Consider the following 20,534-nt stretch of genomic DNA (forward strand, 5'->3'; position numbering starts at 1 on the left):
GATGGGGGGGAAATATGAAGTATTTTAAGACTATATTAAATGTAATAGTATATTTTTTAATTTACTTTTTATCACAAATCGTAGTAGGAATGATATTTGGAATTTATTTAGTAGTAAAAGCATTATCAACTGAGACCTTTAGTAAAGCGTACATTTATAGTGCTACTACAAAATATGCTGTTATAATTACAGCAATTGCGGATATTATAGCTTTAGTTATATTTATTTTAATGTTTAGGAAAAAAGAAAAAAATTTAATAGAGAGATGTAAGTTTAAGAAAATCAGTATTTTTAATGCAATTATTATTATTTTGTCTTCTATAGGATTTGCATTTTTGTGTTCAAGCCTTTTGTATTTAACTCAAAATATTTTACGAGATTATGATAAAGTTGCTAACAGTATACTAAGTGGCACACAAAGTGTTATAGGAATAATTTGCATGATTATTATTGCACCTATATTTGAAGAAATATTTTTTAGAGGAATAATTTTTAATGAACTTAGAAAAAACTTTAATTTAGTTTTAAGCATCATAATTGAGGCACTTATATTTGCTTTAATGCATGGCAATGTTAAGCAGGGAATTTATGCATTTGTTCTTGGGGTAATTACAGCACTTGTGTATATATGGACAGATTCAATTTTATCTAATATTGTTCTTCATATGTCTTTCAATTTATTTGGATCGCTGATTGCTCCTCAAGTGGTTTATTATACAAAAAGTTTTATAGTCTTGTATGTGATTTTAGGTATATTTGTTGGGGGAATTTCCTTAATATATTTATATAAAAAAATTATAAAAACTTGAGTGTATAAATTAAAAAATATATGATAATAAGAGTAGATTTTTGTAACGGAAGATACTCTTATTGCATATAATATAATAATCAATATTTTTGGAGACAAAATGCATCTAAGAGAAGTAATCTACAAAAATCAAAAATCCTTAATTATTTATTTAACTGAAACTGAAATTAAAGATATTAATATAAAAGAAAAAATTATAGAGTATAAAAAAGAATATTTAAATGTAACTGTGTTTTTAAGTGGAAGTAGAAGTATTGAAAATGTACTTAAGGCTATGGTTCAGAAGAGAATGTAGAAAAGACTTTTAGTCTTTATTTTTTTATATTAATTTAAGAGAGGTTAAATCATGAACATAGTGGGTTATGTAAGGCTTAGTAGGGATGAAGATAAAGAAAATTACAGTTCCGTTATTTCTCAGAAAAACATTATTAAAGAATATGCCAAAAGTAGAAATTGGACAGTTAGTAGAATATATGTAGATGACAACTGTTCTGGATATACCTTTAATAGAACTGATTTTTTAAGTATGATTGAAGAAATTAAAAATAGAAAAATTGATGTTATTATAGCTAAAGATTTGTCACGTATTGGAAGAAACAATGGAAAGGTTCTTGTGTTCATTGACAAACTGCGTGAGGTTAATGTTAGACTCATATTAGTTGAAGAGGCTAACGGTGGACTTGATTTATTGAATGACAATAGCGATATACTTGGAATAAAAACTTGGTACAATGAAATGTATGTAAAAGATATTTCTAGAAAAATAAGGGCCAGTATGTACTTAAAGCAAAAAAAAGGTGAGCTAATAATGGGAAATTTTTATGGATATAAAAAAATTAAAGTTGGTGACGATTTTAAACTTATAGTCGATGAAAAAATAAAGCCAGTAGTACAGTTTATTTTTGGAAAATATATACAGGGATGCGGGTATAAAAAAATATGTGATCTTCTTGATGTAAGGGGATGTCCCACCCCAAGTGAATATATACAAAAAAGGCATAAAAAAAAGGGCAGGGTGTTTAAAAATGCTGTAACTCATAAATGGCAGACGCATATGATTAACAGGATAATCAAAAATGATATTTATATAGGTACTCTTAGGACAAGAAAAAGACAAGCTAGGATGATTAAGGGTAAGCAGGAAATGGTACCTAGGGATGAACAGTATGTTTTTGAAAATCACCATGAACCTATTATTTCAAAAGAAGATTTTTTATTAGCACAGGAAATAAACTCCAGAAGGAATAAAGTGAATTTTAGAGGTAGAGCAAAATATAACTATATATTTAGTAGCTTTATGCAATGCGGAGAATGTAAACATGCTATTATTGGCTGCAATTTACGTTCGCAGCCAGCTGTACGTAGAGGTTACAATTGCGGAATGTACAGGAAGTATGGAAATAAAGTATGCAGTAATCATGCTGTAAGTGAGGATGAAATTTTATTCTTTTTTAAGGAGTTTTTAAAGGATGTTAAAGTAAAGTATGCAGATTATATTTTAAGTATTGGTTTTACAGAAAACATGAGTATAGAACAAGAATCTATTGATAGAATGAAAAAAGAGCTTTCTATAGAAGAAGAGGAACTACAATTAATTTTATCAGAGAAAATAAGCGAGTTAGTAAGGGAGAAAGATCAGAGAGGTAAAGATGTAATTGAAGATGCTTATGTAAAAGTTGAAGATGAGAAGAAAAAAAGTATTTTAAATCTAAAGAAAAAAATTGAAAAAAGCAAGAAAGAAAACAGTAGAGGAGCGGAAAAAAAATTAAAAACGGCAGTTGAAATTTTTGATAATATAATTGATTCTGAAATTCCAACGCGTGAGGATCTGGAAAGAATACTTGATAAGATTGTAGTTTACAAGGACAGAAATTTGGAGTTTAAGCTTAAAATTAATATTGATAAGTTGACGTATAAAAATTCTTAGTATAAACTTCTATAGGAATATTATTTAAACTAAAGCTAAAGAAATTGAGGTATTTTAAATGAAATGCAAAAGAATAAAGAAGATTTTTTTAATGATTATAGTTATGACTTTAATGCTTAATGCTTTTTTTACTAGAAGTGTATCAGCATCCGAAGAGGGAAAAGAAGACGGGGATTTCGAAAATTATTATATAACTGAGAAAAATTATTCAAAAGAAATGAAGGGTGTAGAAAAATATTTGGGCAATATACGCAAGTCAGGGTATTTTCATGGTAAAAACAACTTGAAGATTTATTATGAAAAATATGTTTTGTCTGATTCAAAGGCATCTATTGTAATATCCCATGGATTTAGAGAAAGTATGGTTAAATACAATGAGACTATATACTATTTTTTGAAAAATGGATATTCTGTATATGGTTTGGAACATAGAGGACATGCACGCTCAGGGAGATTAGGAAAAGATTCTACTCAGACGAGTATAGATAAATTTGATTATTATGTTGATGATTTTAAAACGTACATGGATACAGTAGTCATACCGGAAAATAAGGGGAAAAAGCTATTTTTGTTTGCACATTCCATGGGGGGAGCAATTGGAGGTCTATTTTTAGAAAGGCATCCAGGGTATTTTAATGCTGCTATTTTAAGTGCACCAATGTTTGAAATAAATACAGGTAAATATCCTGAATTTTTTTCAAGAGTCACTGCCAGTGTAGTTAATCTTATTAGATGTGGGGATAATTACGCTCCAGGTAAGCATGCTTATTCAAAAGAATTATATTCAAAAGATTCTTGTACAGGCAGTAAAATTAGATATGATTATTATTCTAGAAAAATAGACAATAATACTGAGCTTCAAAATGGAGGACCTTCATTTAAGTGGCTTAATGAATCTTTAACGGCAACAGACGAAGTAACCGATGAGGAAAATGCTTCTAAGGTCACTATTCCGGTGCTCTTATTTCAAGCAGCAGATGATAATACAGTAAAACCTCAAGGTGAAAACAAATTTGCAAAGAGCGCAAAGAATTGTAAGCTTGTAGTAGTTAAAAATTCAAATCATGAGATATACAGAGAAAAGGACAGTGTGATAATACCTTATTTTCACAAGGTTTTTAAGTTTCTTAGTAGTAATTTAAAATGATGATTATGAAAGACAGAAGAAAAGGAAGTAGTAGAATGAATAGAAAGATGATTTTTTTTGATATTGACGGGACTATAGTAGATAAAAAAAGAAATGAAATTCCTGTAAGTGCTGTGGCTGCCATAAGGAAAGCACGTAAAAATGGGCATTTAGTTTTTATAAATACAGGAAGAACATTTTTTAATTTACCCAAAAATGTTTGTGAAATTGGGTTTGACGGATATGTTTGTGGATGTGGAACGTACATATATTTTAATGGACAACCACTTTTAGATAAGTCAATTCCTCATGAAAAGTGCGTTGAGATTGTAGAAAAGCTGCGTGAATGTAAAATTGAAGCACTTTTAGAAGGACAGAATGATTTTTTCTTTGATCAAACAGAACATGATTCTGAAAGGATTCAGTATTTAAAGAATAAATTCAGAAAACGAGGGCATGATGTTACAAAGTCATGGGATTATCCTGGTATTGTTTTTGATAAATTTGTTATGTGGACAAACGAACAAAGTGAGCTAAAAAAATTTAAATCATATATTTCTAAGGATTTTGAGTACATTGATAGAGTTGATGAGACTGGAAAGTTCGGAGAGATAATTCTTAAGGAATATTCAAAGGCAACGGGAATTAAATTTTTAGAGGATTATCTTAATATTTCGCCGGAAAATTGCTATGCAGTGGGAGATAGTAAAAATGATTTATCAATGCTCCAGTATGTTCCTAATAGTATAGCCATGGGGAATAGCAATCCGGATTTATTTGATTTAGTTTCTTTTGTTACTAAAGATATAGCTAATGATGGAATTGAATATGCATTAAGACATTATGGAATTATTTAAAAGTATCACTCGTGTAGCACGCTCACCTGATAGTGAAACTACATTATTTTTGGCAACGCCTTTGCAGAAGAGAAATAGGGAAGAATCAATGTCTGCCATACCTGGAATATCATTTGCTTTTACAGCATCATATAGAGCAGAGGCTAATTCCAAATTATCATTTATTATATTATGATGATTGCTGCCTATAAATTTATGCATTTTTTCAGCCCATACACTATCAGGGGTTATTACGAAATTATCGTTTTTAAAATACAATTCATTATCCTTATAATCAATAGAGTAAGTATTTAATGTTTTACCCTGTTTTTTAAATTCAGAAGCTGCAACGGCTGAAATTATACTTGAGTCAAGCCCGCCTGATAGGAAAGTACAAACAGGAACATCGGCATATAATTGACGTTTTATAGCATCTGTGAGCAATATTTTTATATGCTCTGCTGTTTCCTCTGCATTTTCAGGATGAGGTTTACAGGTTAAATGCCAGTATTCTTGAAGTTTAAAGCCATGTTCTGTAAACTCAGCGTAGTTTGCAGGTGGAATATCGTAAATATCCTTTAAAACACCACTTCCGAGATCACGAGCAGGTCCAAGGGCGAATATTTCCATTAAACCCTCTTTAGTCAAAATTGGTTCTACAAGGGGGGTTGCAAGAAGAGTTTTTATTTCAGAGCCAAAAATTAAATTATTATCTTTTATAGTATAGAATAAAGGTTTTACTCCAAGGGGATCTCTTGCGAGGAAAATCTTTTTGTCATTTTCTGAGTATACCGCAAAAGCAAAAATACCATTTATGTGCTTTAAACAATCTTCTTTCCAGTGTATATAAGCTGTTAAGAGAACTTCTGTATCGGAGTAGGATGAAAAACTATATCCTTCTTTTAGGAGCTCTTTTCGTACATCTTCTGTATTATATAGCTCACCATTATACACTATAATGTACTTTTTACCATTATGAACTTTTATCATTGGTTGACTTCCACCTGTTGGATCAACGACTACAAGACGCCTGTGACCTAATAGGGCGTTTTTTGATATATAGTAACCTTTCTCATTTGGGCCTCTTTTTATAAGAGTGTCTGTCATTTTTTCTATGACAGCTTTTTTATCAATTAAATTTCTTTTAAAGTTAACATATCCAGCTATTCCACACATATTATCACCATTCTTCTTTAAAGTTTGCTTATATATCATAGTATGCTTTGTAGAGTTTAATTGATACAGGCTAGTAATTTCTATATAATTTTAAAAGATAGGAATATCAAGGTCAGAATGTCTTAAAAAGTTTCGTATTAATTTATGAGAAGCTTCTTAGGGAGGAAAAAGATGTGAATATAAACAAAGAAAATTTTATAGAGCAAATAAGGGAAAAAAATCCACGAGCCTTAGAATTCGTAGTAGACGAGTACAGTAACTTGGTATTTAAGGTAGTAAGGACTACTTTAAATTCAGAGTATGTAGAGGAGTGTGCAAGTGATGTGTTTTGGGCTGTTTGGAATAATATTGAAAGTTTTGACATAGAAAAGGGAAATTTTAAGTGTTGGATTGCAGCAATATCGAAATATAAGGCAATAGATTATATGAGAAAACTTTTAAAGGAAAGTAAGAATGAAAATATAGATGACTATGATTTAAAGGATAGTTTTAGTATTGATAAAAATCTCATATCGAAGGAAAACAAAAAGGAAATTTTGCAAGTTATAAATACTATGAAGGAAGAAGATAGAGAAATATTTATACGAAGATATTTTTTGCATGAGGATATAGAAAACATAGCAAGAGTATTTGGAGTTAACAGAAATTTGGTTGATAAAAGGCTTTCGAGAGGACGCAAATTTTTAAAAGGCAAACTTACAAGTTTGAAGGGGGAGCTTTTATAATGAAAAGTAAAAATTTTAAATTGGAAGAGAAAGACATATACAAATTATTCAATTATGTAAAAATGGATGAAAAAGAAGCAAATGATTTTAAGGAAGATGTATCTGAATCCCAGAAAGAAAAAATAAAGAAAAATTTAAATAAGAGAATAAAAAGAAATAGAAGATTTAAGGTAATAAAATATAGTTCAGTGGCAGCGGCAGCAGCTTTAGTTTTTATTATAGGAATAGGAACAGTTTCACCTGCATTTGCTAAGAATATACCAATTTTGAATTCTATAACGCAAACTTTAAATGATAAGTTTGGCTTTAATGGAGATTATGCTAAATATTCTCAAAGTGTTAATAGAAGTGCATCTTATGGTGGAGTAACGATTACTATAAATGAGGTGCTAGCAGATGATTCAAAAGTTATTTTAGGATATACAATTAAAAGTAAGAAAAAAATTAATGATTTAGAGGTTTCAGGTTTTAGTAGATTTTTAAAGATAAATGGTAAAATGCTTTCGGGATCAAATGGCAGCAGCACAGGAAGTTATGAGAATGACAACACATATGTAGGTACTGAAGAAATTCATACAAAATTGCCGCAGGATACTGAAAATTATAATATAGCTCTAAAGGTAGAGGAGATTGGTAATATAAAAGGTCACTGGAATATAGCATTTACAGCATCTAAAAGGGAATTAGTCAAAGCTAGTAAAGTTATTAAACCAAACTTAAAGCTGAAATTTCCAGATAGTAATATAAGTGTAGACAAGGTTACTCTTTCACCAATTGATACATCTATTGATTTAAGCGGTAAATCTAAGTACAAAGACAGCAGTAGTGAATTATGTAAGTATGATTATTGGATAGCTTTTGATGATAGAGGAATAGAACTTATACCTAAAGGATTAGGTGGAGGATCAAGAGATTTAAAAACAGGAATTTTTACTAGTGAAATGGACTACGTTAGTTTAAAGAAACTACCTAAATATATTACTATTGTTCCGTGTAGGATAATACCATCAGCTGGAGGTGGAGTACAGCTGTCAAAGAATGGTAAAGAAACGCCTATTAAAATTAAAACAAAAAAGCCAAAGGAAGTCAGCCAAAGTACAGATGTAGCATGTCCGATAGAACTTAAGCAAGGAAGTATGGGGAAGATTATAATAAATGAAATCGAAAAAGAAAAGGATAAAACTATAGTTAAATATACAGCAGAAGGAAAGGCACCTTACTTTCAGGCACAGGACATTTTAATAAAAGATTCTAAGGGAAATGATATTGATATTAAAGACTATGTTAAAAGAAGTGACAAGAATCCTAATGAATTTACAAAGGTATTTGAGGCGTTAAAGCCTAATGAGAAATATGTTATATATACCAATGATTTTAGTAATGTTGAATTTAGAGATGATTTGAAATTTAATATTAAGATTAAATAAGCGAAGTAATAGTATTTTGAAACATTAAATAAAATTCATAAGTCTAAGTTCCAAATTATAAAAATACTAAGAAATTTTAATAACTCGCTGAAAAAAAGCTCAAACAAATTAAAATTTCTAAGTCTTTTTATAATTTGTAACAAGACTTATTGAGTTTTATTTAAATTGTTTTCAAAATACTATTACTTCGCTTAGAATAAAGGCAAGGAGGATTTTCTTCCGCTGGCGCTACCGAAAATCTGAATTAAAAGTTTATGTAAAGCTAAGCTTTTAATAACTCGTATATGATAAGAGTGCCTTTATAATTTGGAGCAAGACTTATTGAGTTTTATTTAAATTGTTTTTAAAAGACTATTACTTCGCTTAAAATAAAAGCAAGGTAAATTTTAATTCGCTGTTTTACTCCAAAAGCGAATTAACATTGTGTTTTTGCTAATACAATGTTAATATATTTATGTGAACATATATTCATATGAATATGTTAGGAGGATGAATTATATGGCTGAAAATGAAAATAATAATGAAGTATGTGAAACTAATGTAATACATGTAGATATAGTTGAAAAAGTAAAGGATGAAATGCCTGATGAAGAGGAATTATATGATCTTTCTGACTTATTTAAGGTCTTTGGAGATAGTACTAGAATAAAAATAATTTGTGCACTTTTTAAAGCTGAAATGTGTGTATGTGACATAGCTTATTTACTTCAAATGAAGCAGTCCGCAATATCACATCAACTAAAGGTATTAAGGCAGGCAAAACTTGTTAAATACAGAAGAGATGGAAAGGTTGTATATTACTCTCTTGATGATGAACATATAAAGGGAATATTTAATATGGGATTTATGCACATAAACGAGAAAAGATAGAGAATAAATATTGCGAAGTAATAGTATTTTGAAACATTAAATAAAAATCATAAGGCTAAGCTCCAAATTATAAAAATACTAAGGAATTTTAATAACTCGCTGAAAAAAAGCTCAAACAAATTAAAATTTCTAAGTCTTTTTATAATTTGAAGCAAGTCTTATTGAATTTTATTTAAATCGTTCTCAAAATACTATTACTTCGCTTAGAATAAAAGCAAGGTTATCATATGCGAGGCTTGGGCTTTGCCCATTATCCTTCTTTGCTTAATATAGGCAATCTCTATATTATAAAAAATCTATATAAGCCTTTAAATCAAAGCTATTAGTCGTAAATATCAAGATTGCCTATATTTTATAAAGAGGGATAATGAATCTACGACCCAAACTCCATCTATGATAAGATTTATAAAATTCCGTAGGTACGGAGGAATTTTTTCCTTGCTTTACTCCTAAAGGGAAATAACTTTGATGAAGGAACGATTTAAAAAAGTTCTAATAAATGTTATCATACACGAGGTTTGGGCTTTGCCCATTATCCTTCTTTACTTAATATGGGCAATCTCTATATTATAAAAGGTTTATACAATCCTTTAAATCAAGGTTATTAACCGTAAACATTAAGATTGCCTGTATTTTATAAAGAAGGATAATGGGTCTTTGACAAAAACCCCATTTATGATAAGATTTATAGAACCTTTTTAATGTTCCAAATCAAAGTTACTTCCCTTTGTTTCTATTTCCAGTTGCATTCGTATACTTTTGTATTTTCGTTGACAATTAATATCCTGTTTTCTGAATTCTCCCATGTTACATCTTTGTGATCTCCACAGTCTTTTATAGATAAAAATTTAAATTCAATTTCAGTATTTAAAGGTAAGTGTATATCTTTTCTCCATGTAGGATATAAAGATTTATCTGTATCTAATTTAACCGCTTTGTCTATATCCCAGTTTCCCAAAACTTCTGAATTTCCAGATATAAATATATTTTCTCCTATAGAAGTTACTGTATTATTAACAATAAAAGTTACATTAATATTTTTATTCCTGCTTTGTTTTTGAACTGCTTCCTTAGGAGGCTCTTTAACTGCTCCTTTGATCTCATTTTTAATAGCTTCTTTGGTTTCTTCTTTTACTAATGGTGTTTTAACAGTTTCTCTTATTTGTTCTTGCTTCTTTAAAGTAGATGAGGTCTTTTTTCTAGCAGTAGTTTTTGATTTTGAACTGCCTGATCTTTTAGTTTTTGGTTTTACATTGGTTGAAATCTCTTTTGGCTTTAAATCAATAGAAACATCAGTATTTGATGTAGAAGTCTTTTTTTCTTTATCAGCTGCTTTAGATGCAGTTTTTGATTTTGAACTTCTTTTTTTTGATGTTGTTTTTTGCATAATACTTTCCCTCCCAAATTAATTTATTTATACAGTTTGTAAAATAATCCAAGGTGTTAACAAATAATTATTTATGGCTAAAGTACTGAATTATACAAATCTCGGTAAATGTAAGCTGACTTATTCCAGCTATTATCTTCATTCATAGCAGTACTTATAAGTTTATGCCAATTATCTTTTTCGTTATAGTAAAAATATTCAGCAAATCTTATAGTATGAAGCATATCGTATGCATTATAATTTGTAAAAGAAAAACCATTACCTTCACTGGTTAAAGGATTAAACGGATGAACAGTATCCTTAAGACCACCAGTTTCTCTTACAATAGGCATACTACCATATCTAAGCGCTATTAGTTGACCTATTCCGCATGGCTCAAATTTTGAAGGCATTAAGAACATATCAGATGCAGCGTATATCTTTTGAGCCAGGCTGTTATCAAATCTAATATTTGCAGATAATTTATTAGGATATTTGGAGGCAAAATATTTGAACATATTTTCGTATTCGGTATCTCCAGTACCAAGGACTACAATTTGTATGCCATCTTGAAGTAAATCTTCTAATATGCACGATATTAAATCTAATCCTTTTTGACTTACAAGTCTTGAAACTATACCTATGAGTGGTATGTTTTCATTTACAGGCAAATTTAGCATCTGTTGAAGAGCTGTTTTATTTTTAACTTTATTTGTAAAGTCTGAAGCATCATAATTAAAGAATATATCTTTATCAGTTTTAGGATTTAATATGTCATAGTCAATTCCATTTACGATACCCCATAAATCGCATGAGCGTGTGTTTAAAAGACCATTTAAATGTTCTCCGTAATACGGTGTTTTAATTTCATCTGCATATGTTCTGCTTACAGTGGAAATTTTATCTGCAAATAAAAGCCCACCTTTCATGAAAGAAACGCCATCATAAAATTTAAGGCCATATTCATTAAAATATCCTTCATTCAAACATAAAAGTTCACTTAGAACACATTTATCAAAAACACCTTGATACCTTAAATTGTGTATTGTAAATATAGTTTTAATATGATTATAATTGCTGTAGTCCCTATAATGATCTTTAAGAAGAACAGGAATAACTGCTGTTTGCCAGTCGTTGCAGTGTATAATATCAGGATTAAAATCACCCATATAGGTTATAGCCTGTAATACTGCTCTTGAGAAATAGGCAAATCTTTCACCGTCATCATAATAACCATATAAACCAGATCTATTAAAGTAATATTCATTATCTATAAAATAAAAAGGAATACCATCATATTCATAATATTCTAGTCCGCCATATTGACTCCTCCATCCTACGGGGACTCCAAAACTTGCAATATGACTTGTGTTATATCTAAAGTGCTTTGGAATATCAGAATATTTTGGAATTATAACCCTTGCATCTATACCTATTTTCCTAAGAGCTTTTGGAAGTGCATAAGATACATCGCCAAGACCGCCTGTCTTTATAAAAGGGTAGCTTTCAGACGAAACAAATAAAATTTTCAAATCAATTTACCTCCTTTTGTAATTGGAAAAATCAAATGAATTTGTAATTAAAATTAAAATAATCATAAACTCATTTGCTGCATTTACTATAAAGATTTACTAAAAATATATAATAATATTTCTTGCGAAATTAACTTACAGAATAAAGAGATTTTTTTTCTATAACTAAAGGAAATTCATTTCCACCCTTTAAAACGGTGTTTGCATCAATTGTAACATTTTTATCAATTATTACATTTGTTAGATCGGCATTTTCATTTATAATACAGTTTTGCATTATAATGCAATTCTTTATTTTAGCCCCTTTAAGAATTATCACTCTTCTTGCTATTATACTGTTTTCAACATATCCTTGTATTAAAGAACCATTGGCTATTAATGAATTTGATACAGAACAATCATTAAAATATTTTGTAGGTGCTTCATCTTTTACTTTAGTATATATGAGTCCGTTTTTAAAAAATAATTCTCTATTAATATCAAGATTAAGCATATCCATATTAACTTTATAATAGGTTTTTACTGAGTTTATATATTCTACATATCCTTTAAATTCATATGCATTTGCACTGAATTTGCTTATATTCCTATAAATCCATTCTTTTAAAGATGAAACATAACCTGTTTTTATACAATTATTTAATATATCGATTAAAAGACTCTTATCCATAATGAACATTTCCATTGATATATTTTGATTATTATCTATTCCCGTATTTTTACCTACGCTGAGTACAGAATTATTCTCGTCAATATTTAGTACATCACAATTTAGAAAATGATTTGTGCCATCATTTATTTTTTTATATATAATAGTTATATCTTTATTAGAATCCTCATGAAATTTTGCTGCTTTTTCAAAATTTATATTGCATATCATAGCGGAAGAGCATAAAACAACCTTCTCTTGTTTACTCCTGTACAAATATTCCATGTTTCCTTTTAACATTTCAACATCACTTAAAGATGAAATAACTCCTCCAAAATTAAATATAAAAAGTCCATTGATTTTCCTATCTAAGTCCCAAGGCTTACCCGAACCTAAATGATCTATGAGAGATCTCGATTTACCTTGCGTTAATATACCAATATTTTGTATGCCGGAATTCACAAGGTTTGAAAGTGTAAAATCTATAATTCTATATCTTCCTGCAATTGGTATAGAAGCTAAAGGTCTTGCTTTCGTAAGGCTTTTAATATTTTCGTCGTTTTCATTTAAACTTAAAATTGACATATAATTATTTAGCATTTTAATCCTCCCCCAACATGTTATTGTGCAATGCTTTCTTTTACTCTACTTCCTTCACCTACCACAGCGATATTATCTTTTCCTTCTATAACTAAGTTGTCATCTATTTTAGCACCACTGCCTATTATTGATCTTTTTATAACTACATTATCACCAATCTTTACATTTGGCATTATGACCGAATCAGTCACTACAGTGTTTTTACCAACATGTACACCAGGAAATAATACCGAATTAGTGATTTTACCGAAAACTATACATCCTTCAACTACAAGTGAACCCTTGACATTAGAGTTACAAGCTATGTATTGAGGAGGCATTGTTGGGTTTACGGAATAAATTCTCCATTTGGTGTCATAAATATTAAGTTTATTACTATCATCTAATAAATCCATATTTGCCTGCCATAAGCTTTCTATTGTCCCAACATCTTTCCAATAGCCATTAAATCTGTAAGCGTAAAGTTTTTTACCTGCTTTAAGCATGTTTGGAATTATATTTTTTCCAAAATCATTACTTGAGGTTTTATCTTCATCATCTTCTTTTAGAAATCTTTTTAGAAGTTTCCAGTTGAAAATATATATTCCCATAGAAGCAAGATTGTTTTTTGGCTTTTTTGGTTTTTCTTCAAATTCATTTATTCTATCATTTTCATCTGTGTTCATAATTCCAAATCTACTTGCTTCTTTTATTGGAACTTCAAATACAGCAATAGTTGCATCTGCTTTCATCTTTTTGTGATAATCAAGCATTTTTTCATAGTTCATTTTGTATATATGATCTCCAGATAGTACAACTACATAATCTGGATCATAAGCATCTACAAAGTGTCTATTTTGGAAAATAGCGTTAGCAGTGCCTTTATACCAGTTTCCACCACTCTCACCCATATAAGGAGGAAGAACACTAACACCACCACTGCTTCTATCTAAATCCCAGGGACTCCCAATGCCTATATGAGAATTCAATGCTAATGGCTTATATTGAGTTAGAACACCTACTGTGTCAATTCCAGAATTTGAACAATTACTTAGCGTGAAATCAATAATTCTGTATTTGCCACCAAAAGGTACTGCTGGTTTTGCAGTTTTTCTTGTTAGGATTCCAAGTCGGCTGCCTTGACCACCCGCAAGAATCATTGCAATAATTTCCTTTTTTAACAAATCAAACCCCTCTTTCAATTAAATAGAAATAGTAAAATGAATATTTTGAATTAATTTTAAAATTTAACATACCCATAATTCTATTTTACAGTATTTTGCTTCAAAAAAGAATATTTTATGAACAAATAAAATATAAAATTTTAAAAATTATTGCAATAGCGAATAATTAAAATACTCAAAACAATAAATTTTTAAAATTACTTGACAAGTAAAATGTTTAGTCGTAATATAAAAACATAGTAAATTAATAAAGAAACTATAAATAGGTGAAATGTATATGAAAATATCAACTAAAGGACGCTATGGATTAAAGGCAATGATTGATTTAGCTGTAAATTCTGTAAATGATATTGTTACCCTTAAGAGCATATCTCAAAGGGAAAATATATCTGAGGGGTATCTTGAACAAATCTTTTCTGCACTTAGAAAAAAAGGTCTTGTTAAGGGAAGAAAAGGATCTCAAGGTGGATACGTTTTAGGAAAAAGCATGAAGGAAATGACAGTACTCGATATATTGAATGCTCTTGAAGGAGATCTTTCTGTTGTAGAGAGAGATGAAGATGCAGTACTAAGTGAAGATAAGCTTGATAATTTTATAAGAAATAGTGTTTGGTCAAAAATTAATGAGGCAATTGAAGAAGTAGTTGTTTCAATTACTTTAGAGGATTTAGTTATTAATTATAGTAATACAATAAATTCAAGTTATATGTATTACATTTAATGTACTTGAAGAATTATCTATATTGTTAAAGAAGTATAGATAATTTTTAAAACATATTTTCCTACTAAACAGATATGTTTCATAAATTAAATGAGGTGATTTATTATGGGTAAAATTTATAAAAATTTAATTGAGACTATTGGAAAAACTCCTTTAGTAGCACTTTCAAATTACAAAGAAAAAAATAAAGTTGGTGGAAATATTCTTGGAAAAGTAGAATATTTTAATCCATCAGGCAGTATAAAAGATAGAATTGCTTATTCGATGATAAAGGATGCAGAAGAAAAGGGATTAATAGATAAAAACACAGTTATAATAGAACCTACAAGTGGTAATACAGGTGTTGGTCTTGCATTTATTGCTGCTGCTAAAGGATATAAATTAGTACTTACAATGCCTGAGACAATGAGTATTGAAAGAAGAAAGCTTTTAACAGCATATGGTGCAGAGATTGTTTTAACTTCAGGAGTTGAAGGTATGTCTGGTGCTATTAAAAAGGCAAATGAACTTGCAGCTGAAAATCCTAATTCATTTATACCTCAACAATTTAATAATCCAGCAAATCCAGCTATACATGAAGTTACAACAGCAGTTGAAATATGGGAAGATACTGATGGAAAAGTTGATGCAGTGGTTGCAGGAGCTGGAACAGGTGGTACTATAACTGGAATTGGAAGAACGCTTAAGAAGAAAAATCCTAATGTAAAAATAATAGCTGTAGAGCCAGCAACTTCACCCGTACTCTCAGGTGGAAAGCCAGGTCCTCATAAAATACAGGGAATTGGAGCAGGATTTATTCCTGAAGTATATGATGCAGGTGTGGTTGACGAAGTAATTCAGATTAAAAATGAAGATGCTTTTGCTGCAACTAAAGAACTTGTAAGAACAGAAGGAATACTTGCTGGAATATCTTCTGGAGCAGCACTATTCGCAGCTAAAAAGGTTGCTGAGAGACCAGAATTTAAAGGAAAGAATATAGTTGTAATTCTTCCTGACAGCGGTCAAAGATATTTATCAATGCCTATATTTGATTAATAAAGGGTTCCTATTTTAACTATTAAGTTATATGTGCACCATGATGCTTTGATGATAGTGCTTTAGAGCACATATAACTTAAGTTTCACTTTGTGAACTCTATAAGTTGTAGTATAATATAATAAAGTGAAAATTTAAGGGCTGTTTCAAAAATATTTTGAAACAGCTCTATGCGTTTATAAATGACTCGAAGTTTTTTATTGAATGTAAAAATAAAGCTACGCAAAAACGTAAAAAGAAAATTAAGAATTAAGAAGGATTTTCCTTCGCTTTGCTATGAAAAATCTACATTTTAGAAAAGAACATTTCCAATGGTGAAAATGGAGGTATTTATAAGGTTAAAAGTTTTTCGCAGTGCAGCGGAGAAAAAGTTACCATCATTTTTAACTTTTCTAAAGTGTGAAAATTGTATAAATAAAAGAGGAGATGAAGATAATGAAAAAGATGATTTATATGGATTATTCTGCAACAACCCCTGTTTTAAAAGAGGTTGTAAATGAAATGATGCCATATTTTACAGAATATTACGGGAATCCATCTTCAATATATTCTCTGGCTAATAAGAGTAAAATTGCAATTGATGACTCGAAAATAGCAATATCAAGAGCTTTAAACTGCAAACCTTATGAAGTGTTTTTTACCAGTGGAGGAAGTGAAGGTGACAATTGGGCAATAATCGGCACTGCTTTTGCAAATAGAAATAAAGGCAAACATATAATAACAACATCAATAGAACATCATGCAGTACTTAATTCATGTAAGTTTTTAGAAAAAGAAGGGTTTGAAGTAACATATCTTCCTGTAGATTCAAATGGTTTTATCTCCATAGATGATCTAAAGAGAAGTATAAGGAAAGATACTATACTTGTATCCATTATGACGGCTAATAATGAAATAGGAAGTATTCAGCCAGTGGACGAAATAGGAAATTTATGTAGGCAAAGAAATATAATTTTTCATACAGATGCAGTTCAGGCAGCAGGCCATTTAAAACTAGATGTCCAAAAGATGAAAGTTGATTTACTTAGTTTATCATCACATAAATTTTATGGCCCTAAAGGTGTTGGCATATTATACATAAAAAAGGGAACTAAAATAAACAATATTATATATGGTGGAGGACAGCAAAGAGGAAGGAGGGGCGGAACAGAGAATGTTCCAGGTATAGTTGGAACAGCTAAAGCACTTCAAATTGTATCAGAAGATCTTGAAGATGAAAGTATAAGGCAGGAAAAATTAAGAAATTTATTTATTGAAAAGGCATTAGAGATACCATGTGTAAAATTAAATGGGGTATTAAACCAAAAAAGGCTTTCAAATAACATAAATTTATGTTTTAATGGAAAAGATGGTGAAGGCATTTTGTTTAAACTTGACATGGAAGGAATAGCGGCATCAGCTGGAAGTGCATGTCAGGCAGGAGCAATGGAACCATCGCATGTTCTCATGGCAATGGGTATATCTAAGGAAGAAGCACAAAGTTCAATAAGATTTACAATAGGAAAATTTACCACAGAAGAGGAAGTTTTATATGTTGTGGATAAACTAAAGGAATTTGCTAGATAAGGAAATGGCGGTGATGCAAAATGAATAAAAAAGTAGTTATAGGTATGAGTGGTGGGGTTGATAGTTCGGTTGCTGCATATCTATTAAAACAACAAGGATACGATGTAATAGGAATAACAATGAAACTTACACCTGATGATGCTTTTTACACTGAACTTGAGGGTGGATGTTGTTCGCTTTCATCTGTTGAGGATGCGAGAAGAGTAGCATATAGGATAGGCATACCTTTTTATGTAATTAATTTTACAGACATATTTAAGGAAAAGGTAATAGATTATTTTATAGATGAGTATTTAAAAGGACACACTCCAAATCCTTGTGTCGCTTGTAATAAATATATAAAGTTTGATGCACTTTTAAAGAAAGCTCAAGAGTTAGGTGCTGATTATGTTGCTACAGGACATTACTGTAGAATCATAGAGGAAAATGGTAGATATTTAATAAAGAAATCTGAGGATGATAAAAAAGATCAGACGTATGTTATGTACAATATGACACAATATCAGCTTAAACATACTTTAATGCCATGTGGAGATTATAAAAAGGAACATATTCGTGAAATTGCAAAAGAAATAGGCTTAAATGTGTTTGATAAAAAGGACAGCGAAGAAATATGTTTTATACCTGATAATGATCATGGTGGTTTTATAAAAAGGGAGTGTCCCGGGAAAATTAAAGCTGGAAATTTTGTAGATAAGACTGGAAGAGTACTAGGCAGACATAAAGGAATAGTTTATTATACTATAGGTCAGCGAAAAGGGCTTGGCATATCAGCAGGTAAAAAGGTGTTTGTAACCAATATAAATACAATGAAAAATGAAGTAGTAATAGGTGATGAAGAGGACGTATTTAAAGACGAATTAGTTTCAATTAAAAATAATTTTATACCTTTTGATAAGCTTAATAATTCTATGGAAGTTCAAGCTAAAATAAGATATAAAGCAAGTCCAGCTAAAGCTACTATATATTCTATAGACGATGAACATGTAAAAGTTAAATTTGAAAAACCACAAAGAGCGGTAACTAAAGGTCAATCTGTTGTGTTTTATGATGGTGATATTTTAGTTGGCGGTGGCATTATTAAATAGCCATCGCTTTTTGTTTGAGCGATTTCATGGGAAATGCATGTAAGCTATGGGGGATGTCCCTTAATTATGATTTGATGCTAAAGGAAGTGTTTTATTAGTTGGAGAAATGGTTTGTTAGAAATAAAAAAGCTGATTATAAATCTATAGCTAAAAAATTTGGTATAAGTGAAGTGCTGGGAAAACTTCTTATTAATAGAAATATTAATAATGTAAATTTGATAAATAGTTTTTTACATCCAGATTTAAAAAAATTACATAATCCATGTCAGATGAAGGATATGGAAAAAGCATGTACCATATTAAAAAATAAAATAAAAGATAAAAGTAATATTAGAATAATAGGTGATTATGACGTTGATGGAGTTATAAGTACATATTTACTTTTTACAGCTTTAAAAAGATGTGGTGCTGAAGTAGACTATGATATACCAGACAGAGTGAAAGATGGATACGGGATAAACATAAATTTAATAGAAAAATGTGTAAAAGATAATGTTAATACTATAATAACGTGTGATAATGGTATTGCAGCTATAGAGCCAATTAATTATGCTAAAAAGCTTGGGCTTACAGTTATAGTTACAGATCATCATGATATACCATTTGTGGAAAATGAAAAAGGTATAAGAAAATTTTTAAGTTCAGAGGCAGATGCTATAATAAATCCAAAACAAAATGAATGTGAATACAAATTTAAAAGCCTATGTGGAGCAGGTGTTGTTTTTAAACTAATACAATGTTTATATGAGAAATTGAAGATAAATAAAGAGGAATGCTATAATTTATGTGAATTTGTTGCTATTGCAACAGTATGCGATGTAGTAGATTTAGTTGATGAAAATAGAATTTTTGTTAAAAGAGGTCTTGAAATGCTTAATATGACTAAAAATGTAGGCTTAAAAGCACTTATAAGACAAACTGGCATTGAGGATAAAAAAATTTCTACATATCATCTTGGCTTTGTAATAGGACCATGTATAAATGCTACTGGTAGGCTTGATTCTGCCAAAAGGGGACTTGAACTATTAATAACAAAAGATGAAAAAGAGGCGGATAAATTAGCAAAAGAACTTTTTGAGTTTAATAATGAAAGAAAGGACATGACTCAAAGGGGCTTAGAAGAAGCAGTTAATATAATTGAAAATACGGGGATAAAAGATGACAAAGTATTTGTAATATATATACCAGATGTACATGAAAGTATAGTAGGAATAGTTGCAGGTAGAATAAGAGAAAAGTATAATGTGCCTACAATAGTTTTGACAAAAACAAAAAATGGAGCCAAGGGTTCAGGAAGATCCATAGAAGAATACAATATGTTTGAGGAATTAATAAAATGTAAAGATATATTATCAAATTTTGGTGGACACCCCATGGCAGCAGGATTATCCTTAAGTATAGATAATATTGATGTCTTGAGAAAGAAATTAAATGAAAATACAAAATTAAGCGAAGAAGATTTAATACCTAAAATAACTCTTGATATGGGAATGCCTCTTGATAATATAAATTATAAATTTATTACAGATTTGAGTTTATTAGAACCCTTTGGAAAGGGCAATCCTAAGCCAATATTTGGTGAAAAAAACGCAAAGTTAGTAAATGCTAGAATAATAGGACAAAATCATAATGTTTTAAAATTAAAGCTTCTATCAAAAAATAATAAATATATTGAGGGAATATTTTTTGGTGATATAGAGAAATTTCAAAATATAGTTATAGATAAGTTTGGTGCTAGTGAAATGAATAAAATGTATAATGGATTAGACAATAATATTTATCTTGATATTGCATTTTACCCTGATATAAATGAATATAATGGAAATGTAAATATACAAATAGTAATACAATATTTTAGATGATTTATTTTTAAAGTTATTATAGCAGTGCATGAACTGTTATATACCAGCTTTATAATG

General features: G+C 29.7%; 17 protein-coding genes and 1 pseudogene. 13 read left to right on the top strand and 5 right to left on the bottom strand.

The genetic code is table 11. The features are described from left to right. Positions 1 to 14: 14 nt before the first annotated feature. From BEE63_RS17700 to BEE63_RS17720, 5 genes are all read left to right on the top strand, one after another. The gene (locus tag BEE63_RS17700) at positions 15 to 809 is read left to right on the top strand and encodes a CPBP family intramembrane glutamic endopeptidase (RefSeq protein WP_066022642.1); all 795 of its coding nucleotides are present in this window, start codon (positions 15 to 17) and stop codon (positions 807 to 809) included. Between the two features lie 99 nt (positions 810 to 908). Further along, positions 909 to 1,103, top strand: a complete 195-nt coding sequence (locus BEE63_RS17705) for a hypothetical protein (protein WP_066022643.1) — start codon at positions 909 to 911, stop codon at positions 1,101 to 1,103. A 51-nt stretch (positions 1,104 to 1,154) separates the two neighbouring features. Then, positions 1,155 to 2,735 (top strand): recombinase family protein, encoded by a 1,581-nt coding sequence (locus BEE63_RS17710; protein ID WP_066022644.1) that lies wholly within the window; start codon positions 1,155 to 1,157, stop codon positions 2,733 to 2,735. A 58-nt stretch (positions 2,736 to 2,793) separates the two neighbouring features. Next, complete coding sequence (locus BEE63_RS17715; RefSeq protein ID WP_066022645.1) at positions 2,794 to 3,882, top strand: alpha/beta fold hydrolase; 1,089 nt, start codon at positions 2,794 to 2,796, stop codon at positions 3,880 to 3,882. Positions 3,883 to 3,917: 35 nt separating this feature from the next. Then, positions 3,918 to 4,718, top strand: coding sequence for an HAD family hydrolase (locus BEE63_RS17720; RefSeq protein ID WP_066022646.1), 801 nt, complete (start codon positions 3,918 to 3,920; stop codon positions 4,716 to 4,718). A 6-nt stretch (positions 4,719 to 4,724) separates the two neighbouring features. Here the strand turns inward: BEE63_RS17720 and asnB are convergent. Beyond that, positions 4,725 to 5,873, bottom strand: a pseudogene (gene asnB / locus BEE63_RS17725) (asparagine synthase (glutamine-hydrolyzing)); the annotation flags it as partial. Between the two features lie 173 nt (positions 5,874 to 6,046). On the opposite strand from asnB, the gene BEE63_RS17730 reads away from it, so the two are divergent. The 3 genes from BEE63_RS17730 to BEE63_RS17740 all read left to right on the top strand — a co-directional run bounded on the left by BEE63_RS17730 (position 6,047) and on the right by BEE63_RS17740 (position 8,895). After that, the gene (locus BEE63_RS17730; protein ID WP_066022648.1) at positions 6,047 to 6,598 is read left to right on the top strand and encodes a sigma-70 family RNA polymerase sigma factor; all 552 of its coding nucleotides are present in this window, start codon (positions 6,047 to 6,049) and stop codon (positions 6,596 to 6,598) included. Next, on the top strand, positions 6,598 to 8,025 hold the full coding sequence (locus BEE63_RS17735; RefSeq protein WP_066022649.1) for a DUF4179 domain-containing protein: 1,428 nt from the start codon (positions 6,598 to 6,600) through the stop codon (positions 8,023 to 8,025). Before BEE63_RS17730 ends, BEE63_RS17735 begins: the two co-directional genes overlap by 1 nt. Positions 8,026 to 8,523: 498 nt before the next feature. Continuing rightward, on the top strand, positions 8,524 to 8,895 hold the full coding sequence (locus BEE63_RS17740; protein WP_066022650.1) for an ArsR/SmtB family transcription factor: 372 nt from the start codon (positions 8,524 to 8,526) through the stop codon (positions 8,893 to 8,895). 733 nt (positions 8,896 to 9,628) lie between these two features. Here the strand turns inward: BEE63_RS17740 and BEE63_RS17745 are convergent. The 4 genes from BEE63_RS17745 to BEE63_RS17760 all read right to left on the bottom strand — a co-directional run bounded on the left by BEE63_RS17745 (position 9,629) and on the right by BEE63_RS17760 (position 14,205). Further along, positions 9,629 to 10,282 (bottom strand): CBM20 domain-containing protein, encoded by a 654-nt coding sequence (locus BEE63_RS17745; protein ID WP_081312594.1) that lies wholly within the window; start codon positions 10,280 to 10,282, stop codon positions 9,629 to 9,631. A gap of 77 nt (positions 10,283 to 10,359) precedes the next feature. Next, complete coding sequence (gene glgA, locus BEE63_RS17750; RefSeq protein WP_066022651.1) at positions 10,360 to 11,793, bottom strand: glycogen synthase GlgA; 1,434 nt, start codon at positions 11,791 to 11,793, stop codon at positions 10,360 to 10,362. Positions 11,794 to 11,923: 130 nt separating this feature from the next. Then, a complete protein-coding gene (glgD, locus tag BEE63_RS17755) occupies positions 11,924 to 13,042 on the bottom strand; it encodes a glucose-1-phosphate adenylyltransferase subunit GlgD (protein WP_066022652.1) in 1,119 nt (372 codons plus the stop codon). Between the two features lie 20 nt (positions 13,043 to 13,062). Beyond that, positions 13,063 to 14,205, bottom strand: coding sequence for a glucose-1-phosphate adenylyltransferase (locus BEE63_RS17760; protein ID WP_066022653.1), 1,143 nt, complete (start codon positions 14,203 to 14,205; stop codon positions 13,063 to 13,065). A gap of 277 nt (positions 14,206 to 14,482) precedes the next feature. Between BEE63_RS17760 and BEE63_RS17765 the strand changes: the two genes are divergently transcribed. From BEE63_RS17765 to recJ, 5 genes are all read left to right on the top strand, one after another. Continuing rightward, the gene (locus BEE63_RS17765) at positions 14,483 to 14,926 is read left to right on the top strand and encodes an RrF2 family transcriptional regulator (protein ID WP_066022654.1); all 444 of its coding nucleotides are present in this window, start codon (positions 14,483 to 14,485) and stop codon (positions 14,924 to 14,926) included. 105 nt (positions 14,927 to 15,031) lie between these two features. Continuing rightward, on the top strand, positions 15,032 to 15,961 hold the full coding sequence (gene cysK / locus BEE63_RS17770) for a cysteine synthase A (RefSeq protein ID WP_066022655.1): 930 nt from the start codon (positions 15,032 to 15,034) through the stop codon (positions 15,959 to 15,961). A gap of 435 nt (positions 15,962 to 16,396) precedes the next feature. After that, positions 16,397 to 17,527 (top strand): cysteine desulfurase family protein, encoded by a 1,131-nt coding sequence (locus BEE63_RS17775; protein WP_066022656.1) that lies wholly within the window; start codon positions 16,397 to 16,399, stop codon positions 17,525 to 17,527. A 20-nt stretch (positions 17,528 to 17,547) separates the two neighbouring features. Continuing rightward, a complete protein-coding gene (mnmA, locus tag BEE63_RS17780; protein ID WP_066022657.1) occupies positions 17,548 to 18,615 on the top strand; it encodes a tRNA 2-thiouridine(34) synthase MnmA in 1,068 nt (355 codons plus the stop codon). Between the two features lie 98 nt (positions 18,616 to 18,713). Further along, on the top strand, positions 18,714 to 20,477 hold the full coding sequence (gene recJ, locus BEE63_RS17785; protein WP_066022658.1) for a single-stranded-DNA-specific exonuclease RecJ: 1,764 nt from the start codon (positions 18,714 to 18,716) through the stop codon (positions 20,475 to 20,477). Positions 20,478 to 20,534 lie beyond the last annotated feature (57 nt).

Source organism: Clostridium pasteurianum (assembly GCF_001705235.1).
GTDB lineage: Bacteria > Bacillota > Clostridia > Clostridiales > Clostridiaceae > Clostridium_S > Clostridium_S pasteurianum_A.

What these genes read in the sequence shown, in the direction of transcription:
- BEE63_RS17700 (WP_066022642.1), top strand. Translation starts at nt 15, where the DNA reads ATGAAGTATTTTAAGACTATATTAAATGTAATAGTATATTTTTTAATT.
- BEE63_RS17705 (WP_066022643.1), top strand. Translation starts at nt 909, where the DNA reads ATGCATCTAAGAGAAGTAATCTACAAAAATCAAAAATCCTTAATTATT.
- BEE63_RS17710 (WP_066022644.1), top strand. Translation starts at nt 1,155, where the DNA reads ATGAACATAGTGGGTTATGTAAGGCTTAGTAGGGATGAAGATAAAGAA.
- BEE63_RS17715 (WP_066022645.1), top strand. Translation starts at nt 2,794, where the DNA reads ATGAAATGCAAAAGAATAAAGAAGATTTTTTTAATGATTATAGTTATG.
- BEE63_RS17720 (WP_066022646.1), top strand. Translation starts at nt 3,918, where the DNA reads ATGAATAGAAAGATGATTTTTTTTGATATTGACGGGACTATAGTAGAT.
- BEE63_RS17735 (WP_066022649.1), top strand. Translation starts at nt 6,598, where the DNA reads ATGAAAAGTAAAAATTTTAAATTGGAAGAGAAAGACATATACAAATTA.
- BEE63_RS17740 (WP_066022650.1), top strand. Translation starts at nt 8,524, where the DNA reads ATGGCTGAAAATGAAAATAATAATGAAGTATGTGAAACTAATGTAATA.
- BEE63_RS17745 (WP_081312594.1), bottom strand. Translation starts at nt 10,282, where the DNA reads ATGCAAAAAACAACATCAAAAAAAAGAAGTTCAAAATCAAAAACTGCA.
- glgD (WP_066022652.1), bottom strand. Translation starts at nt 13,042, where the DNA reads ATGCTAAATAATTATATGTCAATTTTAAGTTTAAATGAAAACGACGAA.
- BEE63_RS17765 (WP_066022654.1), top strand. Translation starts at nt 14,483, where the DNA reads ATGAAAATATCAACTAAAGGACGCTATGGATTAAAGGCAATGATTGAT.
- cysK (WP_066022655.1), top strand. Translation starts at nt 15,032, where the DNA reads ATGGGTAAAATTTATAAAAATTTAATTGAGACTATTGGAAAAACTCCT.
- BEE63_RS17775 (WP_066022656.1), top strand. Translation starts at nt 16,397, where the DNA reads ATGAAAAAGATGATTTATATGGATTATTCTGCAACAACCCCTGTTTTA.
- mnmA (WP_066022657.1), top strand. Translation starts at nt 17,548, where the DNA reads ATGAATAAAAAAGTAGTTATAGGTATGAGTGGTGGGGTTGATAGTTCG.